This is a genomic window from Cohnella lupini, from assembly GCF_003386205.1.
In the GTDB taxonomy this organism is placed as follows: Bacteria; Bacillota; Bacilli; order Paenibacillales; family Paenibacillaceae; genus Cohnella; species Cohnella lupini.
In genome coordinates this window covers 337208-358899 of the sequence record NZ_QRDY01000003.1, presented here as the reverse complement: position 1 = coordinate 358899, position 21692 = coordinate 337208, and the positions used below count along the sequence as shown (strand labels likewise).

The following is a 21692-nucleotide window of genomic DNA, read 5'->3' as shown; positions in this document are numbered from 1 at the left end:
GGCAATTAGTCTCCTTTCCCGGTGATGTACCGTTTCTCTTCCCGTATTTTCTCCCGGAGGACATACATGTTATGCCTTTTTTCGCATATCCATCTTATGATCGGTTTTTAGGCAGAGGAGGGTTGAAGGCACATGTGTGGAATAACCGGATGGATTGACTGGAGCAAGGACTTAACGACGCAGGCGGATACGATCGAGAAAATGACCGAGACGCTCGAACTCCGCGGACCGGATGCGGCCGGAACTTGGCTCTCCCGCCATTGCGCCTTCGGGCATCGTCGGCTATCCGTTATGGATCCTGCTAATGGCGCCCAGCCGATGGTTCGACCCGCTAAAGGTTCGGATACTCATGACTGCGTTCTCGTCTATAACGGCGAATTGTACAACGCGCCGGAGCTTCGCAAGCAATTGGAGGTTATCGGCTACCGATTTAGGACCACGTGCGATACGGAAGTATTGCTTAACGGTTTCGTGGAGTGGGGACCGGAATGCGTGGAGAAATTCAACGGCATTTTCGCTTTTGCCATCTGGCATACGGCGGAGGAGAGCTTATTCATGGCGCGCGACCGTCTAGGCGTAAAACCTTTGTTCTATCGGCGCGAGGAAGGAAGGCTTCTATTCGGCTCGGAGCCCAAAGCGATATTGGCTCACCCCGACGTTCCTGCGGAAATCGACGCGGAAGGCTTGGCAGAGCTGTTCGTGATCGGTCCCGCCCGTACTCCCGGCCACGGGATTTGGCGCGATTTACAGGAGCTGAAACCCGGACACTTCGCTCACTACGACCGCAACGGCTTGAGAACGTCCGCTTACTGGCAGTTGCAGAGCGCCGAGCACGAAGAGGATGTCGAACAAACCGCGAGCAGAGTAAGGGAATTGCTTACGGATACGGTAGAGCGTCAGCTCGTCTCGGACGTTCCGATCTGCACGTTGCTGTCAGGGGGACTCGATTCCAGCGCCTTGACTTCCATTGCGGTGAATTACTATAAGAATACGAATCAAGGCGACGTGCACACCTTCTCGGTCGATTACGTCGACAACGACAAGCATTTCCATGCCCACGACTTTCAGCCGAACAGCGATGCCCCTTGGATCAAGAGGATGACCGAGTACTTATCGACCGTCCATCACCCCGTCCAATTCGATACGCCCGAGCTGGTTAATGCGCTCGAAGCAGCCGTGTTAGCGAAGGATACGCCCGGAATGGCGGATATCGACGCATCGTTGTATTTATTCTGCCGGGAGATTAAGAAGGAAGCCACGGTCGCCATCTCAGGAGAAGCCGCGGACGAAATCTTCGGCGGCTACCCTTGGTTTCATCGCGAAGACGCGCTAAAAGCCGAAACCTTCCCATGGTCGCTGGCAACCGGCTTGCGCTCGAGCCTGCTCTCCCCCGAACTGAAAGAACGGATTAGACCCCAGGAATATTTAGCGGATCGGTATTCGCAAGCCGTAGCCGAGGTTCCACACCTGGACGGAGAAGACGAGGTTCGCAGACGCATGAGGCGAATGTCCTATCTGAATATTACGCGATTCATGCCCACTCTTCTCGATCGCAAGGACCGGATGAGCATGGCGGCCGGCTTGGAAGTGCGCGTTCCTTTCTGCGACCATCGTCTGGTCGAATACGTATGGAACATTCCATGGGAAATCAAAACGGCGGGAACCCGCGAGAAAGGCATTTTGAGAAAAGCGCTGGAGGGAGTTCTTCCCGACGATGTCTTATATCGCAAAAAAAGTCCTTATCCGAAAACCCATAATCCGAACTACTTGACGGCTGTCCGGAATCATCTTCTGGAGCGATTGGACGATCCGGCTAGTCCGCTCTTGCCGCTAGTGAACGCGAAAAAAATCAGGGACCTCATTGCCGCGTCCGATGCGAGCTCGCATCTTCCTTGGTTCGGCCAGCTCATGTCCGGTCCGCAATTGTTCGCTTACTTGTTGCAGATGGATTTCTGGCTAAGGGAATACAAAGTTAAGCTTGTTCTGTGAAATTCCTTATTGCTGTCGTTATCGACGGGTACACGAAAGAGACCCGCGCTCCACCTTCTACAGTGGTGGAGCGCGGGTCTCTTTGCTATAAATCAGTTAGCTTTCGGGATCAAGGCTAACAACTTCCGCAAAGCATTCCCTCGATGGCTAATTCCGTTCTTCTCCTCCACCGAAAGCTCCGCCATGCTAAGACGGCGAGAAGGGATCCAGAATAACGGATCGTATCCGAAGCCGTCCGCACCCCGGGCTTCCCGCAAAATATATCCTTCGACCGTTCCCTCCGCTCCCAGCCGGCTATCGTCGGCGGGATCGTACAAGACGAGCGAGCAGGCGAATCTGGCGGGACTCGATAACCGAGGACCCTCGCCTTCCTCGCTTTCCGGCACAATAGCCCCCAGCAGCTCCAGCTCTCGTACTAGCTTGGCGTTGTTGGCTTTGTCCCCGGCCCCTTCCCCTGCGTAACGAGCGGAGAATACGCCCGGCGCCCCGTTCAAAGCATCGACGCATAACCCCGAATCGTCGGCGAGAACCGGCAGGTTCAAAATATCCGCGACCGCCTTCGCTTTCAGATAAGCGTTGTCCGCGAATGTAGCGCCGGTTTCCTCGATGTCCGGGATCCCCTCGAAATCATGCAAATCTTTAACCGTTACCCCAAGCTTTCCGAAGGCTTCGCGGAATTCTTTCGATTTCCCCTTGTTCCGAGTCGCCAGAACCAGCGTGCCGCCTTCTCCGATCATGCCTTGCCTCTGCCGATTCGTTCTCCGGCTGCGCCTAACGTATCCTTCTGCAATTGAATTAGCTTCTGAATCGCTTCCTCGGCTAGGGATAGCATTTCATCAAGCTCCGTACGCGTAAAAGGAGCTTCTTCGCCAGTTCCTTGCACTTCCACGAAGGCTCCGGCTCCCGTCATGACCACGTTCATGTCCACTTTGGCCTTGGAGTCTTCTTCGTAGTTCAAGTCTACGACCGGCTGCTCTTGAATGACGCCTACGCTGATCGAAGCCAAAAAATCAGTTAGCGGATATTTGTCGAAAGCGTTCGTTCCGGCCAGCTTATGTATGGCAAGAGCCAATGCGATATAAGCGCCGGTAATGGAAGTCGTCCGGGTTCCTCCGTCCGCCTGTAGGACGTCGCAATCCAGAGTGATCGTCCTCTCCCCGAGCGCATGCAAGTTTACTACCGAACGAAGCGCCCGGCCGATGAGACGCTGGATTTCCATCGTGCGTCCCGTTAGTTTACCTTTAACAGCTTCCCTTTGGTTACGGGTGTGCGTCGCGCGAGGCAGCATGGAATATTCGGCCGTTACCCAGCCTTTGCCTTGCCCTTTCAAGAACGGAGGCACTCTTTCTTCCACGGAAGCCGTACAGAGTACTTTCGTATTGCCGGCTTCAATTAGAACGGATCCCTCCGCGTATTTATTCGGATGAAGCGTAACCGCGAAAGCTCGCAAGTCACGGAATTGTCTACCGTCGGATCTCATGATTTTGCCTCCCAAAGACTGAACTTTAACCATTTTACCAAAGGTTGCCCGCAAAAGCATCTATAGACTATTATTCCGCAGAGTTAATCTCGGATGCGTATGATCTCAATGGCTTGGGGCAATATACAAAGGATGGAAAATCAAGGATGGGAGGCGCTTGCTTCATGATTGAAGAAATCCGTAACGAGTTCAAAAACGCGACGGACCTGTTCACGAATGTACTGGATAATGGATTCTGGGCTGTCGAAATTGCCTACTTCCCCTCCCTGTGCGACGAAAAGATCAAGGACGGCGTCCTTGTTCCGTTATCCTATCGTTTCGACCCGGATGAATTTAGAAGAATGCTTAATTCTAATCCGAAGTACGAACACGCGGACGATCCCAAAGAATGGGCCAACCTCATTCTGAAGGGTTACGTTTTGCTAAAGATCGAGGGAAAACACTTTTCTTTCAAATCGGATAGAACGCCGGTGACTCAGATCGACGCGCCGACGGTGGAGTCCACGCTCCAAGGCCCGCAGACAGCGTTCACTGAAGATTTGAACATCAATATGTTTCTCCTTCGTCTCCGATATAACGTTCCGTCGCTAACCGTAGAACCATTCGATAAAGGTACTCTTTCACGTACGTCGCTTTTCGTCGTGTACGATCATCGGCTCGTGAACGCCAAAATATTGAAAGCTTTGTATAAACAATTAGACAAGGTCAAGCTAGACTTGCTGCAATCCTCCGGACAGATGGTCAAGCAATTAACGGAAAAAAACCATCGCGTATTTCCTACCATCCTGCAAACCGAGCGCCCGGACCGCGTAGCCGACATGCTGAGCAAGGGCAAGATAGCCGTCATGTTGAACGGCAGCAGGTTCGTGTTGCTTCTTCCCGTCCGATTGTACGACTTCATGCACGCGATGGACGACGAATACGAGGCTTTCTGGATGGTTCGCCTGCTGATTCTCGTTCGATATATCGCGGTAGCCCTTACGATTACGCTTCCGGCATTATATATCGCGATCGTATCCTACAATCCCGAGATCTTCCGGGTGCAAATCGCCTTTACGATCGACGGAAGCCGGGCCGGGGTCCCTTATCCATCGTTCATCGAAGTGTTCATCATGCTGTTCATGATCGAAGCGCTTATAGAAGCGAGCATCCGCCTCCCCAGAATCGTCGGATCGACGGCTACGACGGTAGGCGGACTCATTCTCGGCCAAGCGGCTCAGCAAGCCGGGCTCGTCAGCAGCATTATGATCATCGTCACCTCCGTCGTGGCGATCTCCAACTTCGTCATTCCCAATACCACATTCAGCCAATCCGTAAGATTGATGAAATATTTATTCATCATAATTGCCATGATCTACGGAATTAGCGGAGTCGCCGTCCTATTCTTTGCCTTGATCGTTTACCTTTGCGGTCTTCGCAGCTTCGGAGAGCCTTATCTCGCCTTATTCACCAACGAAACCAAAGAATTGCCAAAATAGAAAAGAGTTGATCCCATGTCGCGTTATTTCTACTATCACGTCATCTATGTCGGCTTGATCAATGTCATGCTTTTCGTTCCTTGGACGCTCGTCCAGCATCGCTTCGATGGAGCCGTATCCGCAATGGCGATCGCAGTTGTACTAGGAACTTTTGTCGCTTACGCGACGACGTCCCTGTACTTGCGATTCCCGCAAAAGAGTCTTCCCGATATATTGAATAGCTTGTTGCCTCGTTGGCTTGCCCTGACCATTAATTTGTTAGCATCTACACTGTGGATCTTAGCCGGGATCTTGGTCATTTACTCGTACTCCGCGACGATCCAACAATTTTTCAATCCGGACATGAATCCCTACTTATTCCTGCTACTCATGACGGCTGCGGGAGTGTGGGGCGCAAGCCGTTGCACGAGATCGGTACAATTCGCGCAAGAAATCATGCTTCTCATCAGCGCTCCGCTTATCATCATGATCTTATTCAAAGCCGTTTTCAATCCTTGGCTGGATTGGGACGCGATCAGGGTAACCGCCGGCTATATTCGAACTCCGCCGTCTTTTGTCTCCCTATGCGCGGCGACTTTCGTGTTCGCCGGATACAATACGCTGGCCGTATTCAACCGCCTGCTGCCTCAGGGCACGCAAATTCGTTACCGGTGGATCATTCCGCTGTTCTGCACGTTCTTCTTACTCGTCTCCTTTTTCGTGCCAATCGGATTTCATGGTACGGTAGGCGTTGCCCAATATTTGTACATATGGAGCGTAACCGCGGATTCGATGATTATGGAGTACGGCTTCGTCTATCGGGTCCTGTATATTTTCCTGTTGCTATATACCGCATTATCGCTCATGTTCGCCATGAATACTTGGCATACGGCGATGGAATTTCTGAAAGCCTGCCGTCCGAAATACAAGCCGGACCCGGATGAGTATCCCACACCCAAAATCAATTGGCTGATCAATATCGGCTTTGCCGCGCTCACCTTCGCCTATGCCATTTGGACCAACGAACAGCGCAACCAATTGGTAAACCAATTTTGGTTGATCGCGCGCACGTTTTCCGATATCACATCGGTGGTGCTTCTAAGTTTTCTTGTTTGGAAAACCACCCGAAGGAGACGCTCGCAGATCCCGTCGGATGCCGCCGCCCCGGAATCATAGTCTTTGGAGGAGGAATATTGCATGCGTCGCGCTAAATTGTTGCTCATCGGATTGGCCATGCTCCTCATCCTCCCGACTAGCGGCTGCGGCTTTAAGGACATCGACAAGCGTTTCTTCGTAGTCGCTATGGGAATCGATCAGGGAAGTACTCCGAGCAACTACCGCGTAACGCTTCGGCTTGCCATTCCGACTTCTCAGATGGAAAGCGGGGAGACCAAAACGGAATTGGAATCGATGGAGGCACCCAGTATCGCCGAAGCGGTTCGACACCTGAAATCCCTCGTGGATAAAGAACTCGATTTCGGCCATTGCCGGGTAATCCTCTTCGGCAAATCTTTAATCGAGGAAGGGGTAGAGAACCCGATCAACTGGCTTTCGCGCAGGCGCGACATTCAGCAGGTCGCCTTCCTGGGCCTTGCGGAGCCTAATGCCTTTCAGGTCCTGAAGCTCCAGCCGCAATCGGAAAGATATCCGGGAAATGCCTTATTCCTATCGTTCGGAAGCGAGGGTACCGAATCCTCTTATATCCTGACGGAGTATCTATTCGACTGGGTCCGCCGCCAAACCGAAACGGGCAAAGACGGCTTCCTCCCAATTATCAGAAAGGATATAGACAGAAATTCTTACCGGGTAGACAGAGTAGCCTTTACGGACAAAAAAAAGCTGCGCCTCTGTTTGACTCCGGCTGAGACGCAGCTGTTCAATATATCGGCTAGGCGTTACGATAAATCGGTCATCGCCATTCCTTTTAAAGGAGCCCGAATCGTCCTGGCATTATCTCAAGTGGAAACCCATGTCAGTATTTCGCATGAAGACATTCCTACCGTCACCCTCCATCTTCACGCATCGGGTTTCTTGGAGGAAAGCCCCCCGAATTTCCTGAACGGGGATATTCCCAAGATCGAAAATCAGCTGCAGACGGAATTTAACGGCGAGCTTCAAGATCTGCTATACAAAATCCGCAATTCGGAAGTCGACCCGTACGGGTTCGGACTTCACTATCTGGCTAAATATTTCGGCGGATCGAAAGAATGGAAAAAATGGAAGGAAGCCTATCCCGAGATCACCTTCCGCGTGGACAGCCGCATCGTCATCGACAAGGCCGGCCTCGTGCAGTAAGCCCGATTGGATTATTGGGACAACGTATTCACGTATGCGGGACGAGTGACGGGACGTTCGTAGGAACGTTGCTCGGAATCTATCAGGGCATCGTCCCCGTTCATAACGACTTGTACCTGCGGTACGCCCGCGGCTTCCGTCAGCGTAAGCACTAGCGCATCCATCATTTCCGAAGGAACCGGGGTTTCGGGCATCCAATCCGAATCCTGCAAGGCTACGTTTACGGTGTCCGCCATCCGGGTAAGCTTCTCGATCGTCATATCCGACGTTAGAACGGCGTGAAGGGACGGCGAGTTGCTCGGACCAAGAATCAACTGCTCGAGAGCGGCCTTCGCGGGATCGGCCTGACGGGTGATCAGCCGGGTAACGGGAACGAAATAACCTTCCCCGTCCGCGGATTGCGATGAGAAATATAGCGTTACGCCCATCGAACGATTAATCTGTACGTCATCTGCCGTCTCGAGATTAATGCCCAACCCGCGGGTCAATACCGCGTCGACCGGCAGTCCCGAAGCGGGAAGAGATTGAATCGGTTTGCCGCCTACGGATAACTTAACCTTGTTAACTCCGGGTAGTTCCGTCAGCGTCCATACCAACGATTCAATGACTTTCCTTTCCATGGATGCCGCGATGCCCGGCAACGGTCCGACGAAGTCGACCGAAATCGATTCCTCTTCTTCGTTCTCCGTTACCGAAGCAACCTTCGTCCCTTCCGGCAATACCGGCTTGAAGCCCGGAGGGAGCTGATTCTCAAGCTCTTTGCTGGAGGTCATCCATCCGATTGCCTTCTCGGCTGAAGACTTCGGCGAGGTATGTTCCTGATTGGATCTTAACGTCATCGGAGCCAGATAGCCGTTGGGATCGAGTAAATATACCGTAACGACGTCTTCCCCCTCTGCGATCGTAGCTTGCGAAGTATCTTGGATCCATGCTTCCTCCTGGGTGGTCGGCGGGGGGTCGATAGACTCCGCGACGGGATCGTTGGCGGGTCCGATCCCGCAAGCGGATAACGCGGGCAGAAGGAGCAGGAGCGGCGCCCACCTCTTTAGATTCTTATTCCTGTTAAACCAAGTCTTCATGAATTGTTCCTCCTTATCATATTGGCCGTATGTTGGCTGCCGTTCCAACGGCTTCCTATTTGTAGTACTATGTATACGAGCCCTCGGAACAATTATGTATGTTTGTCCCGATCAAGTTCACGACGGAGGCCAAAGGCTTCGGAAAGAGGTGTTGTTCATGTCCCAACCGAACGTGTACCGTCTTAACAGCAAGGAAGTTTCCAAAGCCACGGAGGAGTGGCTGACCAAGCGCGGGGTGACCAAGGAACAGATCGGCCAACTCGTCATGCTGCTCCAAAAAGACTATTTTCCGGAGCTGACGCTCGCCGAATGCGTGATTAACGTAGAATCCGTTTTGTCCAAACGCGAAGTACAGAACGCGGTGCTCACGGGCATTCAACTAGATATGCTAGCCGAAGAAGGCAAGCTGTTGCCTCCTCTGCAAGATATGATCGCTTATGATGAAGGCCTGTACGGCTGCGACGAAATCTTGGCGCTCAGCATCGTGAACGTATACGGAAGCATTGGGTTCACGAATTTCGGCTACGTGGATAAGCTCAAACCGGGCGTCCTGAAAAAATTAAACGACAAAAACAGCGGCGAAATCCATACCTTTCTCGACGACATCGTCGGAGCCATCGCGGCAGCGGCTTCTAGCCGCATCGCCCACCGCAAGCAAGCGGAACGCGAAGCGATCGCGGAAGCTCTCGACGAGGGTATCCAATAGAGAGAGCGTCGAACGACATAAGACAGTAGAAAAAAAGCTGCCCACTAATTCTTATGGGCAGTTTTTTCTATATCTTCCGGAACAGATGTCTGCTCCGAGGCAGATTGTTGACGAGTTGCGCCGTAATGTTACTTAGTCTCGGCCAGACGGTATCGAATCGTCCGATCCGTTTCGACTCGAACCGCCGTCCCCCGCTTCTCCATCTGTATCAAATGGGCGATGGTCTCCGCTAACGCGAATCGCAAATTATGCGTATTGCTCCGCAATCTCGTGCCGAATAGCAGCTCGCATACTTCGAAAGCGGATTTGCCCCCATCGCTTAAGATCTCTTCCATCTTCTGCAATCTTCGCTCGTGATGGTCGAGCAACTCCTCGATCCGACGGCGGTACTCGGGAAATGGATCCCGGTGACCCGGATAAACCATGCTTACTTCCAACTGCAGCATTTCGAGCAGACTAGCTAGGAAAGCTCCCAGCGGATCGGAATCTCCGCCGGGCATCCAGCCTATGTTGGGAGAAATATCAGGCAATACTTGATCGCCGCAGAGCAGCTTGCCGCTCTGACGGTCGTAGAACGACAAGTGGCCCGGCGCATGGCCTTCGCCGCCGACGATTTCCCACTCCGTTCCGTTCATGGAGATTCGCTCGCCCTGGCGAATGATTAATGGATCAGGCGGCTGCGGGTTTACTTTGGCGCGAAATCCTCGCATGTGCTCTCTCATCGCTTCCGTTAACCGCTCGTCCATCCCGTGCAGAAGAAAAGCTTCCGTAAGCTCGTCGGAGAATGTTTCATTCTCGCCCCACAATCTATTCGCGCAATCTTGCGCGGCTTGGGACATGCGAACGGGAGCGCCGCTGCGCTCCTGAAACCAACCTGCCATTCCGTAATGATCGGGATGATGATGGGTTAACACGATGGATTTAATATCCTTCCAATCGATGGACATCTCTTGCATAACCGATATCCAGAATGCCTCTATTTCCTCCGTACGAAGACCGGGATCGACGAGGGTCCATCCTTCCTGCTCGGGAAGCAGATAGGCATTCACCCATTTTAAGGAAAAAGCAAGCGGCACCTTCACTTGCAACCAACCGTTATCCAGTCGCGTAATCGCTTTAGCATATTCGTTCATCCCGATCGTCTCCCCAGCAAAATGAGTCTTTCGGAGTTATCGGCTACATATTCGCTGCCGTCATAATCCCCGTATACCCGTTGCAGCTTGAGCCCGACTTCAAGCAGCATTTCCTTGAACGGATCCAAACCGATCAATCGCACCCGTTCCTCGTAATTCCGACTAGCAGCCTGATCTCCGGAACGATCCGCAACAGGTTCGATTTCGATTTTCTTGACAACGAAGTCGTCCTCGATCGATCGCCTTTCGATAATCTTCAGCCCCGTCGGTTCGTCTATTCTTTCCGTGACCGGCACCAAATGGCGCACCAGATAGGCAGGGTTAAGAAAATCGATCAAAAATTTCCCGTCCGGCTTCAACACGCGGTTCATCTCGTGAAGCACCAGTACGTTATCTCCGAAATCGGCGAAATAACCGAATGAAGTAAACCAGTTGACCGTTGCTTGAAAAGTACCGCTATCGAACGGCAAACGCCTCATATCCGCATGAACCCAAGATACTTTTTTTCCGGTGTCCGCGCACCTTGCGTCCGAGAGCAGTATTTCCGACAGATCAAGGCCCGTCACCTCGTATCCCAAAGCCTGAAGCGCCAAGGCATGCCGTCCCATCCCGCAGCCGACGTCCAATACGGACGAACCCTTCCCGATATTCATCCATTCCATCATCGCGCCGATTTCACGGACCGCGTTATCCCGGTTTCGGTGTCGATATACGACTTTATAATCTTCGCCGAAGCTTTCGGTATACCAATCGCCCATGAGACTTGCTCCTTTATACCCCATCCAAATTTGTATAATCGATTATTCCCATAATAACATCATTCCCACCCCAAGTCCCAATCCAATAAGGGCTATCACCGATAGATAGATGTCCTCATATGATGGAGTATTCTCGCTAGCCCCCGGGAAGGAAGCCTACGAGAGCCTTCGCCACGACATACGCAAAGGTGGAAGGAGTACGAATCATGTCCACCCCGAAGATCGACGTCCAGGTCATCAGTTCAGGCATATTGTCCGACGACGTCCTGATGCTGGGGGAATCCCTGATGAAGCAGTGGAAAATACCCGCCCAGCAGCATCTCGCTTTACAGTTCGGTTCTTTTCGTCACTCCGTCACCATCGTCCCCGTGCCCCGTTACGACGGGTTGCGGATCAGCCAAACGCTTGCTCGCAGGATGGGTCTCTTCTCCGGCACTCCGCTTCGCGTCCTCTACCAGGCTACGACCCGAACGCTCGCGCTCGGTCCGCTAATCGGCGTACTTATTAGCCGGGATAATCCAGAGCAGTCGGATAAACCGTTCGGTGACATTACGATGTTCTGCCGGGAATTGACCGATGCTTGCCGAAGCCAAGGCGCTTACGTGTATTTCTTCACGCCCAACGCGATCGGTTCGAATTTATCGTCCGTCGAAGGTTGGATATACACGAAGGGCTGGCATAGGATGATGCTTCCGGCTCCCGATGTCGTGAACAATCGGTTGACTTCCCGCAAGCTGGAAAATCGTCCGATCGTCCAGCAATTCATGCGCGAGATCAAGCATCGTTTCGGCGCGCACGTATTCAACGAGAAGTTTCTCGACAAGTCGGAAGTGTTCGAAGCGCTCAAGAAAGACGCATCCCTGCAGAAGTATTTACCCGAATCCCACTCGCTTCAGAACTATACGATGCTCAAGAGCATGTGCTCGAGATACGGCTCCGTATTTCTGAAACCGGTGAGGGGAAGCTTGGGCAAAGGCATTATCCGTTTGTCCCGAATCGGACCGGAAAACTGGCAGGCCTCTTATGCCACGGTCAACGGAACAAAGAAGCAATCCTTCAATAGCTTGGTCAAACTTTTCTCCACGATTTCCGGAAAGATGAAAACCGTCCGCTATTTGATCCAACAAGGCCTCAACTTAATCGAAATCGGCGGGCGTCCCGTGGACTACCGCGCGTTGACTCAGAAAAATTCCAGCGGAAAATGGGCGATTACCTCGATCGTTAGCCGAACGGCGGGAACCCACCATTTCGTATCCAATCTCGCCAGAGGCGGAACGCTTTCGACGGTCAAGGATTCCGTCGCCAAGTCCAATCTTCCCATCCAATTCCGGGGAGACGCTTCATCACGCCTGTCGAGGGCGGCACTGGACATAGCCCGGGGGATCGATACCTATATCCCCGCCCATTTCGGCGAGCTCGGGATCGATCTGGCGCTCGATACATCCGGACGGGTGTGGCTGATCGAAGTCAATTCCAAGCCTTCGAAGAACGATAACACACCACTAAAAGAGGGGAAAATCCGTCCTTCGGTTCGGATGATGATTCAATATGCGCGATATATCTCCGGCTTCTAAACCTTATATTCAGGTTCATTCGGACGTTGCATTAGGTATTCTGGTATGCGAGCGAAAAGATGATCCGCCGTTCGCCGAGAGTTCGTTCATCAAACGACTGCACGTCATCGGCGCCCGGAGAGGAATGCGGCTGTTCGCCTTCGATCCTTGGACTTGGGAGCCCCGCAACGAAACGGTCAAAGCCTGGGTATGGAACATCGGAAAGTCGCGATGGGAATCCGGACGCAGGAAGCTTCCGACCATCGTCTATGATCGCTCGTGGCCGGAAACCGAGGAGGAAAAAAACCGCTATCGCCAGGCTATGAGGAACATACGCACTTCCAGAAAAATCCGGTTCTTGAACGGACGCCTGCCACACAAAGGTAAAGTATACGAAGTCTTATCGAAGGATCGGGCTTTGGCGGCCATCATACCTCCGACGGCCCTCTATAAAGGATCGGCTTCGCTATCCGCCTGGTTGCGGAAGCATCGCCATGCAGCCTTCCTTAAGCCGATCGCAGGAAGCCAAGGACGACGCGTCGTCTCCATCGCCCGAACGGAAGAGGGCCGATTCAGACTCGCGGGAAGGCAACAAGATAACCGCCCGGTGGACCTAATCTGCGAAAGCGAGCAGGAAGCCATCCAACGTCTTGAACGTTGGATCGGCGTCCGCTCCTACCTGATGCAGCCATTGCTTGAGCTCAAAGGTCAATCAGCCGAATCTCTGGACTTCCGCGAGCTCATGCAGAAGGATAAGTTCGGACGTTGGACGTCGACGGGAGTAGCCGCCCGTCTAGGCGCGCCAGGTTCCGTTACCGCGAACCTTCATGGCGGCGGAAAAGCCGCATCGGCGGAAGAAGTTCTAACGGAACTTTTCGGCGAACAACGCGGAAACGCTCTGTTGCAGGAAATGAGAAGAATATCTTTTCTTATCGTCGCTCGCCTGGAAGAAACATTTGGTAGGTTCGCCGAAATCGGTTTGGACTACGGGGTAGACCGTGGGGGCACGTTGTGGTTTCTGGAAGCAAACTCCAAGCCGGGACGCACCGCTATGGGCTCTGCGGGCGAAGGGGCCGCGCAAGCTGCCGCGGAGCAGCCGCTGTCCTATGCCAGATCTATCCTGCTTCGACTTGCGACAACCGACATGCGGCGACCGCCGCAAGGTGGCGGTTACGCTTCACCTGGGAGGGTAATTCATGAGTTTGACCATCTGTAACGTCCATTTCACACAGCAGCCGGAACGTATCGTTTGGTTCTCCAGCCCGCTTGCGAAGCTGCTCAAGCTAGGAGGACGTAAATCGGTAAACGTCAAGCTCGGCAAAGACATCGTACCCGCCGCGGTGCGGACCATCAAACGCAAAGGTCATCATGTCTACATGTCGGCAGGTCTTAGGCGATCCGTGAGAGTACCTAAATCCGGCAACGTATATCTGGCCAATGACGAAGGCGACGAAGAGATTCAACTCGGGCCGCTTATCGGAGTATTGACCGACAGCGGCAAAAGCTCTTCGACGGCTCCTTTCGGCGAAAGAACGGGGTTCGTTAAGCAACTGCTCCATCTTGGCCAGAAGAAAGCTTATTTCTTCGCCTTTACGCCACGCGATATCAATTGGCAGCAAGAAACGATCCACGGTTGGTTTTTGGACGGCGGAGGCGGCTGGACGCGCCGCGTAGTCCCTCTCCCCGATGTCGTGTACAACCGGCTTCCGAGTCGGCGAGCCGAGACGGGGTCTACGATCACGTCGCTGCGCGATCGGTTCATCAGGAAGAGGATTCCGTTCTTTAATTGGAGTTTCTTCAACAAATCCGACGTATACAGCATGCTGGACAAAGACGTCGAGGCATTAAAGCATTTGCCCGAGTCTACCAACAATCCCAGCCCCGAAAGAATCAAGGAGCTGCTGGAAAAGCACCAGTTCCTCTACTACAAACCAACGGCCGGCAGCTTAGGCGCTGGAATCTACAGATTGACCTATCACCCCCGCAAAGGGTATTTCATCCGATACCGTCGAAGCAGCGGAAACGTATTGCTGAGATTCAGCAATTTCAACAGCTTGATGAAGATGCTCCGGGCAAGGCACGGCGGCAACCTGAGCAGCTACGTCGTGCAGCAAGGCATCCGCCTCATCGAAATCGATAATTGCCCGATCGATTTCCGCTTTCACATGCATAAGGACGGCCGCAACGAATGGGTGGTCGCGGGCATCGGCGCCAAGAAAGCCGGACGCGGAAGCGTGACTACGCATATCAAAAACGGCGGTTCTCTCATGACGCCGGAACAAGCGCTGAGCCGCACGTTCGGAGCGAAGGCGGACGAAGTGCTCTTGGAAGCGAAGGCCGTTGCGATCAAGCTCTCCGAAGCCATCGAACGAAATCATGCTCACACTCTAGGCGAGCTCGGACTCGATATCGGCATCGATCGGGACGGTTCCGTATGGATGTTCGAGGCGAACGCCAAACCGGGAAGATCGATTTTCAAGCATCCTGCGTTAAAGGAGCAAGGCAAAGCGTCCCTCGAATACATTCTCGATCACTGTCTCTATTTGAGCAAATTTCGCAGGAGGGATGAATCTTGATGATTCCTAAATCTCTCTTTACCAACGCGAATTTATTGGAAGCGGCGGCCGATAAACCGGTCGTCGCGATTCTTACCATCGAGGACGAAATCCAATTGTTCCGCGGCAACCGCAATAATTTCATCGATTTGATCAATACGGGCAAACAAATGGGCATCATCACCTACGTCATTACGGTCAAGAATCTTAAACTTCAGTCCGCCCGGGTGCTCGGGTATACGTATCGTAACGAAGACGACACTTGGATTCAATCCTGGTTTCCGCGGCCCAGCATCGTATACAACCGGATCCCCCAGCGAGAAGACGAACGATTGCCGCGAGTGAAGAAGAAGCTCGCCGCGATTTCCAAACAACCCGACATCCGCCTGTTTAATCGTCGCTTCTTTAACAAGTGGTCCTTGTTTCAGTGGTTGAACGAGAACAAATCGACTAAAAGCTATATACCGGAAACGAAGAAGCTGACGGATCCGATCGTATTAGCCGGTTTGCTCAAGAAGCATCGACTGCTTTATTTGAAGCCGGTCAGGGGCAAGGCGGGCGTGGGGATCATGACGGTCATGGTTCAACCGGAGAAAAAATTGCCTTACCGCCTGCAAATCCAAGAGGAAAAAGGCAGCAGGACATTTCGTTGCGGGACGATGAGAAGGTTATGGGATCGCGTTGTGAAGCAATCGGACGTTCTCGGGGAGCCTTATATCGCCCAGCAAGGCATCCTGCTGGCCGCGGTAAACAACCGTCCGTTCGATCTGCGGGCGCTGGTGCAGAAAAACGGAATCGGCCAATGGGAGCTCTCCGGTATCGGAGCAAGGGTTGCCGGCGACTCCAGCATCACGACGCACGTTCCGCGCGGCGGCTATATCGATGACCCCGAGAAACTGCTCGTCTCGATCTTCGGCAAAGAAAAAACGGGTAAGGTACTAGGCAAAGTCAGAAATACGACGATTACGCTTGCCAAGCAGATCGAGCGTTCGGCTCACAACCGACTTTGCGAGATGTCAATGGATCTTGGAGTCGACACGACCGGCCACGTCTGGTTCTTCGAAGCCAATTCCAAACCGATGAAATTCGACGAACCCCATATCCGCAATAAATCGCTTGAACGCATTTTTCAATATAGCCAATACTTGCACCGATTGAAGCAGGAGCAACAAGGGGGAATTGCCACGTGAACGCTTTCCAGGGACTCCGTTCGCGTGGCTTCCATTCCTTGATTTCCGCTTCGCCGGCTCGGAGGCGATAGCTTCGTGGCACAGCCCGCGCTTGGGATCCTAACCCTATATCTGAACGAATCCAAAGTTCTGGAAGAACGTCCGGTTTACGAAAAAATGATCGTTGCGGGCAAAAGGATCGGAATATCGGCATTCGTATTCACGCCGCAGGACGTGGATGAAAGCGAAGGTAAAATTCATGCAATGGTCTACGACACGGAAACCAAGAAGTGGGGCAGGCGTTGGGTTCGTTTCCCCAACGTCGTCTACGACCGTTGCCGTATCCAAAAAAGCAATCGATTCCAACAACTGCTCGCGTTTCGTAAACGCCATTCCCATCTCCATTTTCTAAATCGGCCTCTGCGCAACAAGTGGACCGTGTACCGTACTTTGGGAAAGGTCGCATCCTTTCGGCAGCACCTTCCCGTAACGAAGCTTTATCAATCTCCGGAGGACGTCATCTCGCTGCTTAAGAAATACCCGACCGTATATCTTAAACCGATTAACGGTACCGGAGGCCGAGGCATTCTTCGTATCGATCGCGGCAAAGACGGAACGCTTCTGCTGCAGGGACGCAACCATTCGCGCAGCATCGTGGAGCCTAGACGCGTATCCAAGAACAATCTCCCGACGGCACTAGGGAATTGGGATATGCACGGCGACCGTTACATCGTGCAGCAAGGCTTGAACATCAAGCTGCCTAGCGGCCGAATTCACGACTATCGAATGCTCGTGCAGAAAAACGGATCCGGAGTCTGGGAGGTTACCGGCTGCGCCGGACGGGTCGGACCGATGCGAAGCATCACCTCTAATCTCCACGGCGGCGGAGAAGCGGCGTCTATGAACTCCTTGCTCCGCCAATGGATCGGCAACGATAGTACCATCTCGCAAATCCGCGAAACCGCCGAAACGTTCGGCATCGGCGTAGCACGCCATTTAGAAGCCACTTATGGCGCATTATGCGAGCTAGCGCTCGATCTAGCCATCGATCGCAACGGTAAAATATGGCTGATCGAAGTGAATCCGAAGCCTTCCCGCGAGGTGTTCAAGAAAGCCGGGGAGCGCGAGGTGTACCGCAAAGCGATCGTTAGGCCGATCGAGTACGCTTTGTGGGCTTACCGGCAGCGGAAGGAATCCCGTAGCCAGAAGTCCTCTATGGGCTCCGTCGGCAAGAGCGAAGAGTCGGACAATCGCCCTCTGTTTAACGAAGGACCGGGAGACGAGTATTCCTAACGAATGGGTTATATGCGTAACGGCAATAAGGATATCCCGAGCGGGATATCCTTATTGCCTGATTATTCGAAACTTGAAAACAGAATACGTCCGAATCTCGAGCTCTTTGCGGCGTCTATGGCAGCAGCTTCAATAAATCCGGGAACGAACGAATGACGGCATCCGAGCCGTCCAGTTCGCCTTCGCGCCGGAATCCGGCATAATCGCAGCCGACCACGAACAAGCCGTTGCTCTTGCCGGCTTCCACGTCCGACGAGCGGTCGCCCACCATCCACGCGTTCTCTACTCCGAAGGAATCGAGCAACCGACGCACCAGATCAACCTTCGTCCCGGTCGCGAATTCTCCCGCGCTGTACTTGGCTTCGAACCAATCCCCTATTCCTTTTACCTCGGGTACGCCTTTCACGTAAGCTTCCAGTCCGTTGCTTGCGATGAATAGCCGGACTCCGCGTTCGCGTAGCTCCCGCAAGGTTTCAATGACTCCGGGATATAAATGTCCGCGCCCTAAAGCTAATTCTTCCATTTCGTATTGCAGCAACAATACGTTCGCCCTCTCATGCGCGGCCGGCGAGCCGTCCGGCATCACCCTCATCCATATATCAGAGAGCAGCATCCCCAGCGAGCCTAGCAAGGTTTCGATCGATGGCAACGGCTGCTCATACAAGCCTTCCTCGCGTAGCGTTTCGAATACCCGCCGATGAACCGTCTCCAACAACGTCTCGGTTTGAAACAACGTACCGTCCAAGTCGAATATGACGGCCTGCGGCACGACCGCTGCTTTCATGTTATCGCCCATTTCAATCTCCCTAGATGTTTTCTCCCATCATACCCTAATTTCGCCGTCCGTCGAAAGTGCGGAAAAAAAGCCCTCGGTTTCCGGGGCTTCTATCCTCGTTTCTATTAACGCTTGCCGTACGCCTTCGAATAACGACGGATTTTCTTGAAGATGGACCGATCGGGAAGCTTCCTGAAAATATAAGGATCGGGACTCGTATTGACCTCCAGAATCCAAGGAGTTAGGGATGCGTCCATTCCGACGTCGACTCCGACCTCGCATACGCCCGGAAATTTTCGCCGCATGGCTTGCCCTGCCATAACTCCTATTTTTCGAAGCTGCCGTATCTTGCCCCGTACTAACGTATGGCCGAGTTGGCTCCCGAGGAGCTTTTCCACCGGAACGAGCTTGCCGCCCCCATGGTAGTTCGTGACGATTTTACGGGCTGCGGCCACCCTTCCGATCATTCCGGTCGTTTCCCACGACTTGCGAGGATTGAGCTGCGCCATCACCCGTAGATCAAATCGGCGTCCTCCGTAACGGAGCAAATGGACGCCTCTCTGAATCAAGTGCTTCCTTCCGGACGTTAACTTTCGGATGACTTGATACATTTCGCCGAAAGAAGAGTAGGATCGATCTTGCGTTCCCATCCGCAGACGGTAAAGCCCCCTTGCGATCTCCACTCTCATCACGCCATTGCCATGCATGCCGACATCAGGCTTCACATAGACCATTCCGTGGTGCCGCAACATCTCCCGTAAACTGCTATCGCTTAGCTTGACGGTCTTAGGAACGATCTTCCGAAGCGTCGGGCTGCGAAGCAAGGCAACGGTCTTCCTCCACTTGCTGCCAACATATTGAGGCACTTAGCATCCTCCCCGAAACCCGGTATATGACCTTCGGTTCAGCTTATGTCGCGGCCGACGGCAATGGGACAAAAACAGGCATTGGCGGGGATTTGGTCAACAATGCCTATCCGATACGCCGCTTGACTATCCGCCGATCGGCTCAAGAGCCTCGTGATGCCCTCGAATCGGCCTAGCCGCGCCGGATGGAGCAGCCCATGACACCGCGTTGCTGATCGTCCGCAACACATTGGGATCGTAGTAAGTCGGGTAAGTTTCATGACCTGGACGGAAGTAAAAGATTTTTCCCTGTCCCCGGTAGAACGTGCACCCGCTGCGGAAAACTTCTCCGCCCTCGAACCAGCTCACTAGAATTAGCTCGTCCGGAGCCGGGATATCGAAGTGCTCGCCGTACATTTCTTCCGGGGCAACGACGAAGTGCTCTGGCAAGCCGGCCGCGATAGGATGCGCGGGATTGACTACCCAGATTCGTTCCTTCTCGTTAGCTTCGCGCCATTTCAGGTCGCACCCCGTGCCCATCAGTTTTTTGAATATTTTCGAGAAATGCCCGGAGTGAAGCACGATTAATCCCATTCCGTCCATAACGCGTTGATGCACACGATTTACGACTTCATCGGACACTTTGTCGTGGGCGACATGGCCCCACCATAACAGAACGTCCGTGTCGTTCAGGATCTCCTCGCTAAGCCCGTGCTCCGGCTGGTCTAACGTTGCCGTCCGGATCTCGTAATCGTCGTTGGCGATTCCTTTTTTAAGGGCATTATGAATGCCGTCCGGATAGACTTCCTTCGTTTGCGGGTTCATTTTCTCATGCTCGTTTTCGTTCCATATCGTTACTTTGATCATTCAGATTAACTCCTTCGCTAAGGAAATGAAATAAATTTAGAATTTGACTCCGCCTTCTTGCAAACCGTGCACGAACTTCTTCGTCATCGTCAGGAACAGTACGACCATCGGAATAACGGTCATGACGCCGCCTGCGGCCATGAGGCCCCAATTCGTCCCGTATTTACTCGTAAAGTTCAAATAAGCGACGGAGACGGTTTTCATCGTGTCCGCTTGCAGGATCGCGTTGGACAAGAAGATTTCGTTCCACGAGCCCAACGTCGTGAATATCGCCACTACGATGAAGGCCGGTTTCGCAAGCGGCAAAATGATGGCGAGGAACGTTTTGAAAGTACTGCTGCCGTCCACCTTGGCCGCTTCGAGCAAATCCTTCGGAATGCCGAGCATGAAGGCTCTCAGCAGGAATACGTTAAACGCGAACGCCCCGCCTACGGACGGAATGATCACGCCCATATGCGTATTGATCAGGTTCAGCTTGATCGACATGAAGAAAATCGGAATGAAACCGAGCGGCATGCTCATGGAGACGAACAGATAACCCAGAAACCAGCCGGAGCCGGGAGTCTTCAGAAACGTCATCCCGTAAGCGGCCAATCCGCACACGATGCAGACGAACAGCACCGTTAAGCAAGTGATGATCAGCGTATTCAAATAAGCGACATCGTAATTTCCCTGCTCCCAAGCTTTAGAGAAATTATCGAAGGACCAATGCTTAGGCAAGCCAAGCGGGTTTTTCGATATTTCGGACTTTTTCTTGAACGCGTTCATGAACAGCAAGAACATCGGAAACAGGGCGAAGACGGAAATGACGGCCAACGGAATATGACGCCAATTGAACTTCATCTACACATCCCACCCTTTCTTCTTCCTTAGGTATCCGTAGAAAACGATCAGGATCAATGCCGCGAAAATTTGGAACAAAGCGATCGCGGAACCGTAACCCGCGCGTCTGCCCTCCGTGCTCAGCGAGTAATAATACGTCGATAACGTCTCGGTCGCGTGCGCCGGACCGCCGCCGGTCATGACGTATACCATTTCGAAGGCTCCGAACGAACCCAGCGCTGTCAACATCGTGACGACCACGAGCGTCGGACGGATTTGCGGAAGAATGACGTTCCAGATTATCCGGAATCGTCCCGCCCCGTCGATTCTTGCCGCTTCCTCCAGAGACTTATCGTTCTGGGACATCGCTGCGAGAAGCCAGATGACGTTGCCGCCGAACCCCCTCCACATGTCGGCGATCAACACGGACACGAGCGAGAAGGAAGGAATCGTTAAGCCCGGCCATTCAATGAAGCCGAGACCGACTTTATCCATATAAAAGTTGACGCCGCTGAACGGATTGTACAGCCAAAACCAAATTTGTCCGGCGACCGTCACTGTGATGATCGACGTCGAGAAGAAGATCGATTGGTACGCGGTTTGTCCTTTCTTAACCTTCGTTAACAGGTATGCCAGGAAAAACGCGAGGATAATCGGAACCGTAATCCAGAAAAGCATCCATTTGACGTTATTCAGTAGGGCCATGCCTACGATTTTGTCTTGAAAAGCTTCAATGAAATTATCGAATCCGATAAATTTCGGAACATCCAATCCGTTCCATTCCGTGAACGGCAAATATAAACCCAATGCCGCAGGCACGGTAACCGCGTATAAGTGGAACGCAAGGCCGGGCACTATCAGAAGCCAACCTGCCCAGTTCTTGAGCTGGAATCTCTTCTTCGTCAATGACATCGTC

Annotated in this window: 20 protein-coding genes; 10 read left to right on the top strand and 10 right to left on the bottom strand. The window is 52.9% G+C overall.

Features of this window, described 5'->3' with window-relative positions:
* The first annotated feature begins 132 nt into the window (after positions 1 to 132).
* Positions 133 to 1989 (top strand): asparagine synthase (glutamine-hydrolyzing), encoded by a 1857-nt coding sequence (gene asnB / locus DFP95_RS08535; RefSeq protein WP_115992167.1) that lies wholly within the window; start codon positions 133 to 135, stop codon positions 1987 to 1989.
* 92 nt (positions 1990 to 2081) lie between these two features.
* Here asnB and DFP95_RS08530 read toward each other — a convergent pair whose 3' ends face one another.
* Together DFP95_RS08530 and rph are read right to left on the bottom strand one after the other, a co-directional pair.
* Positions 2082 to 2726, bottom strand: coding sequence for an XTP/dITP diphosphatase (locus DFP95_RS08530; protein WP_115992166.1), 645 nt, complete (start codon positions 2724 to 2726; stop codon positions 2082 to 2084).
* Positions 2723 to 3469, bottom strand: a complete 747-nt coding sequence (gene rph / locus DFP95_RS08525) for a ribonuclease PH (protein WP_147304150.1) — start codon at positions 3467 to 3469, stop codon at positions 2723 to 2725. The genes DFP95_RS08530 and rph overlap by 4 nt, the downstream gene beginning before the upstream one ends.
* 164 nt (positions 3470 to 3633) lie before the next feature.
* Here rph and DFP95_RS08520 point away from each other — a divergent pair, with 164 nt between their 5' ends.
* From DFP95_RS08520 to DFP95_RS08510, 3 genes are read left to right on the top strand one after another with little or no spacing between them, the layout of a single operon-like run.
* Complete coding sequence (locus DFP95_RS08520) at positions 3634 to 4947, top strand: spore germination protein (RefSeq protein ID WP_181907323.1); 1314 nt, start codon at positions 3634 to 3636, stop codon at positions 4945 to 4947.
* Positions 4948 to 4962: 15 nt separating this feature from the next.
* Complete coding sequence (locus tag DFP95_RS08515) at positions 4963 to 6102, top strand: hypothetical protein (protein WP_115992164.1); 1140 nt, start codon at positions 4963 to 4965, stop codon at positions 6100 to 6102.
* 21 nt (positions 6103 to 6123) lie between these two features.
* Positions 6124 to 7221, top strand: coding sequence for a Ger(x)C family spore germination protein (locus DFP95_RS08510; RefSeq protein WP_115992163.1), 1098 nt, complete (start codon positions 6124 to 6126; stop codon positions 7219 to 7221).
* 11 nt (positions 7222 to 7232) lie between these two features.
* On the opposite strand, the gene DFP95_RS08505 is transcribed toward DFP95_RS08510, so the two are convergent.
* A complete protein-coding gene (locus tag DFP95_RS08505) occupies positions 7233 to 8300 on the bottom strand; it encodes a GerMN domain-containing protein (RefSeq protein WP_115992162.1) in 1068 nt (355 codons plus the stop codon).
* A gap of 157 nt (positions 8301 to 8457) precedes the next feature.
* Between DFP95_RS08505 and DFP95_RS08500 the strand changes: the two genes are divergently transcribed.
* A complete protein-coding gene (locus tag DFP95_RS08500; protein ID WP_115992161.1) occupies positions 8458 to 9006 on the top strand; it encodes a phosphatidylglycerophosphatase A family protein in 549 nt (182 codons plus the stop codon).
* Positions 9007 to 9134: 128 nt separating this feature from the next.
* Here DFP95_RS08500 and DFP95_RS08495 read toward each other — a convergent pair whose 3' ends face one another.
* Positions 9135 to 10139, bottom strand: coding sequence for an MBL fold metallo-hydrolase (locus DFP95_RS08495; protein WP_115992160.1), 1005 nt, complete (start codon positions 10137 to 10139; stop codon positions 9135 to 9137).
* Positions 10136 to 10897 carry a class I SAM-dependent methyltransferase gene (locus DFP95_RS08490; RefSeq protein WP_115992159.1) on the bottom strand — a complete coding sequence of 254 codons (762 nt, stop codon included), beginning with the start codon at positions 10895 to 10897 and terminating at the stop codon, positions 10136 to 10138. The genes DFP95_RS08495 and DFP95_RS08490 overlap by 4 nt, the downstream gene beginning before the upstream one ends.
* A gap of 206 nt (positions 10898 to 11103) precedes the next feature.
* Here DFP95_RS08490 and DFP95_RS08485 point away from each other — a divergent pair, with 206 nt between their 5' ends.
* From DFP95_RS08485 to DFP95_RS08465, 5 genes are all read left to right on the top strand, one after another.
* The gene (locus DFP95_RS08485; RefSeq protein ID WP_115992158.1) at positions 11104 to 12471 is read left to right on the top strand and encodes a YheC/YheD family endospore coat-associated protein; all 1368 of its coding nucleotides are present in this window, start codon (positions 11104 to 11106) and stop codon (positions 12469 to 12471) included.
* A complete protein-coding gene (locus tag DFP95_RS08480) occupies positions 12446 to 13666 on the top strand; it encodes a YheC/YheD family endospore coat-associated protein (RefSeq protein WP_115992157.1) in 1221 nt (406 codons plus the stop codon). The genes DFP95_RS08485 and DFP95_RS08480 overlap by 26 nt, the downstream gene beginning before the upstream one ends.
* Complete coding sequence (locus tag DFP95_RS08475; protein WP_115992156.1) at positions 13647 to 15026, top strand: YheC/YheD family endospore coat-associated protein; 1380 nt, start codon at positions 13647 to 13649, stop codon at positions 15024 to 15026. Before DFP95_RS08480 ends, DFP95_RS08475 begins: the two co-directional genes overlap by 20 nt.
* Positions 15026 to 16195 (top strand): YheC/YheD family endospore coat-associated protein, encoded by a 1170-nt coding sequence (locus DFP95_RS08470; protein WP_115992155.1) that lies wholly within the window; start codon positions 15026 to 15028, stop codon positions 16193 to 16195. Before DFP95_RS08475 ends, DFP95_RS08470 begins: the two co-directional genes overlap by 1 nt.
* 75 nt (positions 16196 to 16270) lie before the next feature.
* Positions 16271 to 17467, top strand: a complete 1197-nt coding sequence (locus DFP95_RS08465) for a YheC/YheD family endospore coat-associated protein (protein ID WP_181907322.1) — start codon at positions 16271 to 16273, stop codon at positions 17465 to 17467.
* Positions 17468 to 17582: 115 nt separating this feature from the next.
* Here DFP95_RS08465 and DFP95_RS08460 read toward each other — a convergent pair whose 3' ends face one another.
* The 5 genes from DFP95_RS08460 to DFP95_RS08440 form a co-directional block, all read right to left on the bottom strand.
* A complete protein-coding gene (locus DFP95_RS08460; RefSeq protein ID WP_245987476.1) occupies positions 17583 to 18263 on the bottom strand; it encodes an HAD family hydrolase in 681 nt (226 codons plus the stop codon).
* A 104-nt stretch (positions 18264 to 18367) separates the two neighbouring features.
* Positions 18368 to 19108, bottom strand: a complete 741-nt coding sequence (locus DFP95_RS08455; RefSeq protein ID WP_115992154.1) for a YheC/YheD family protein — start codon at positions 19106 to 19108, stop codon at positions 18368 to 18370.
* A gap of 126 nt (positions 19109 to 19234) precedes the next feature.
* Entirely contained in the window at positions 19235 to 19954 is a 720-nt protein-coding gene (locus tag DFP95_RS08450; protein WP_115992153.1) for a ThuA domain-containing protein, read from the bottom strand.
* Between the two features lie 36 nt (positions 19955 to 19990).
* A complete protein-coding gene (locus tag DFP95_RS08445; protein WP_115992152.1) occupies positions 19991 to 20797 on the bottom strand; it encodes a carbohydrate ABC transporter permease in 807 nt (268 codons plus the stop codon).
* A complete protein-coding gene (locus DFP95_RS08440; protein ID WP_181907321.1) occupies positions 20798 to 21682 on the bottom strand; it encodes a carbohydrate ABC transporter permease in 885 nt (294 codons plus the stop codon).
* Positions 21683 to 21692: the final 10 nt, after the last annotated feature.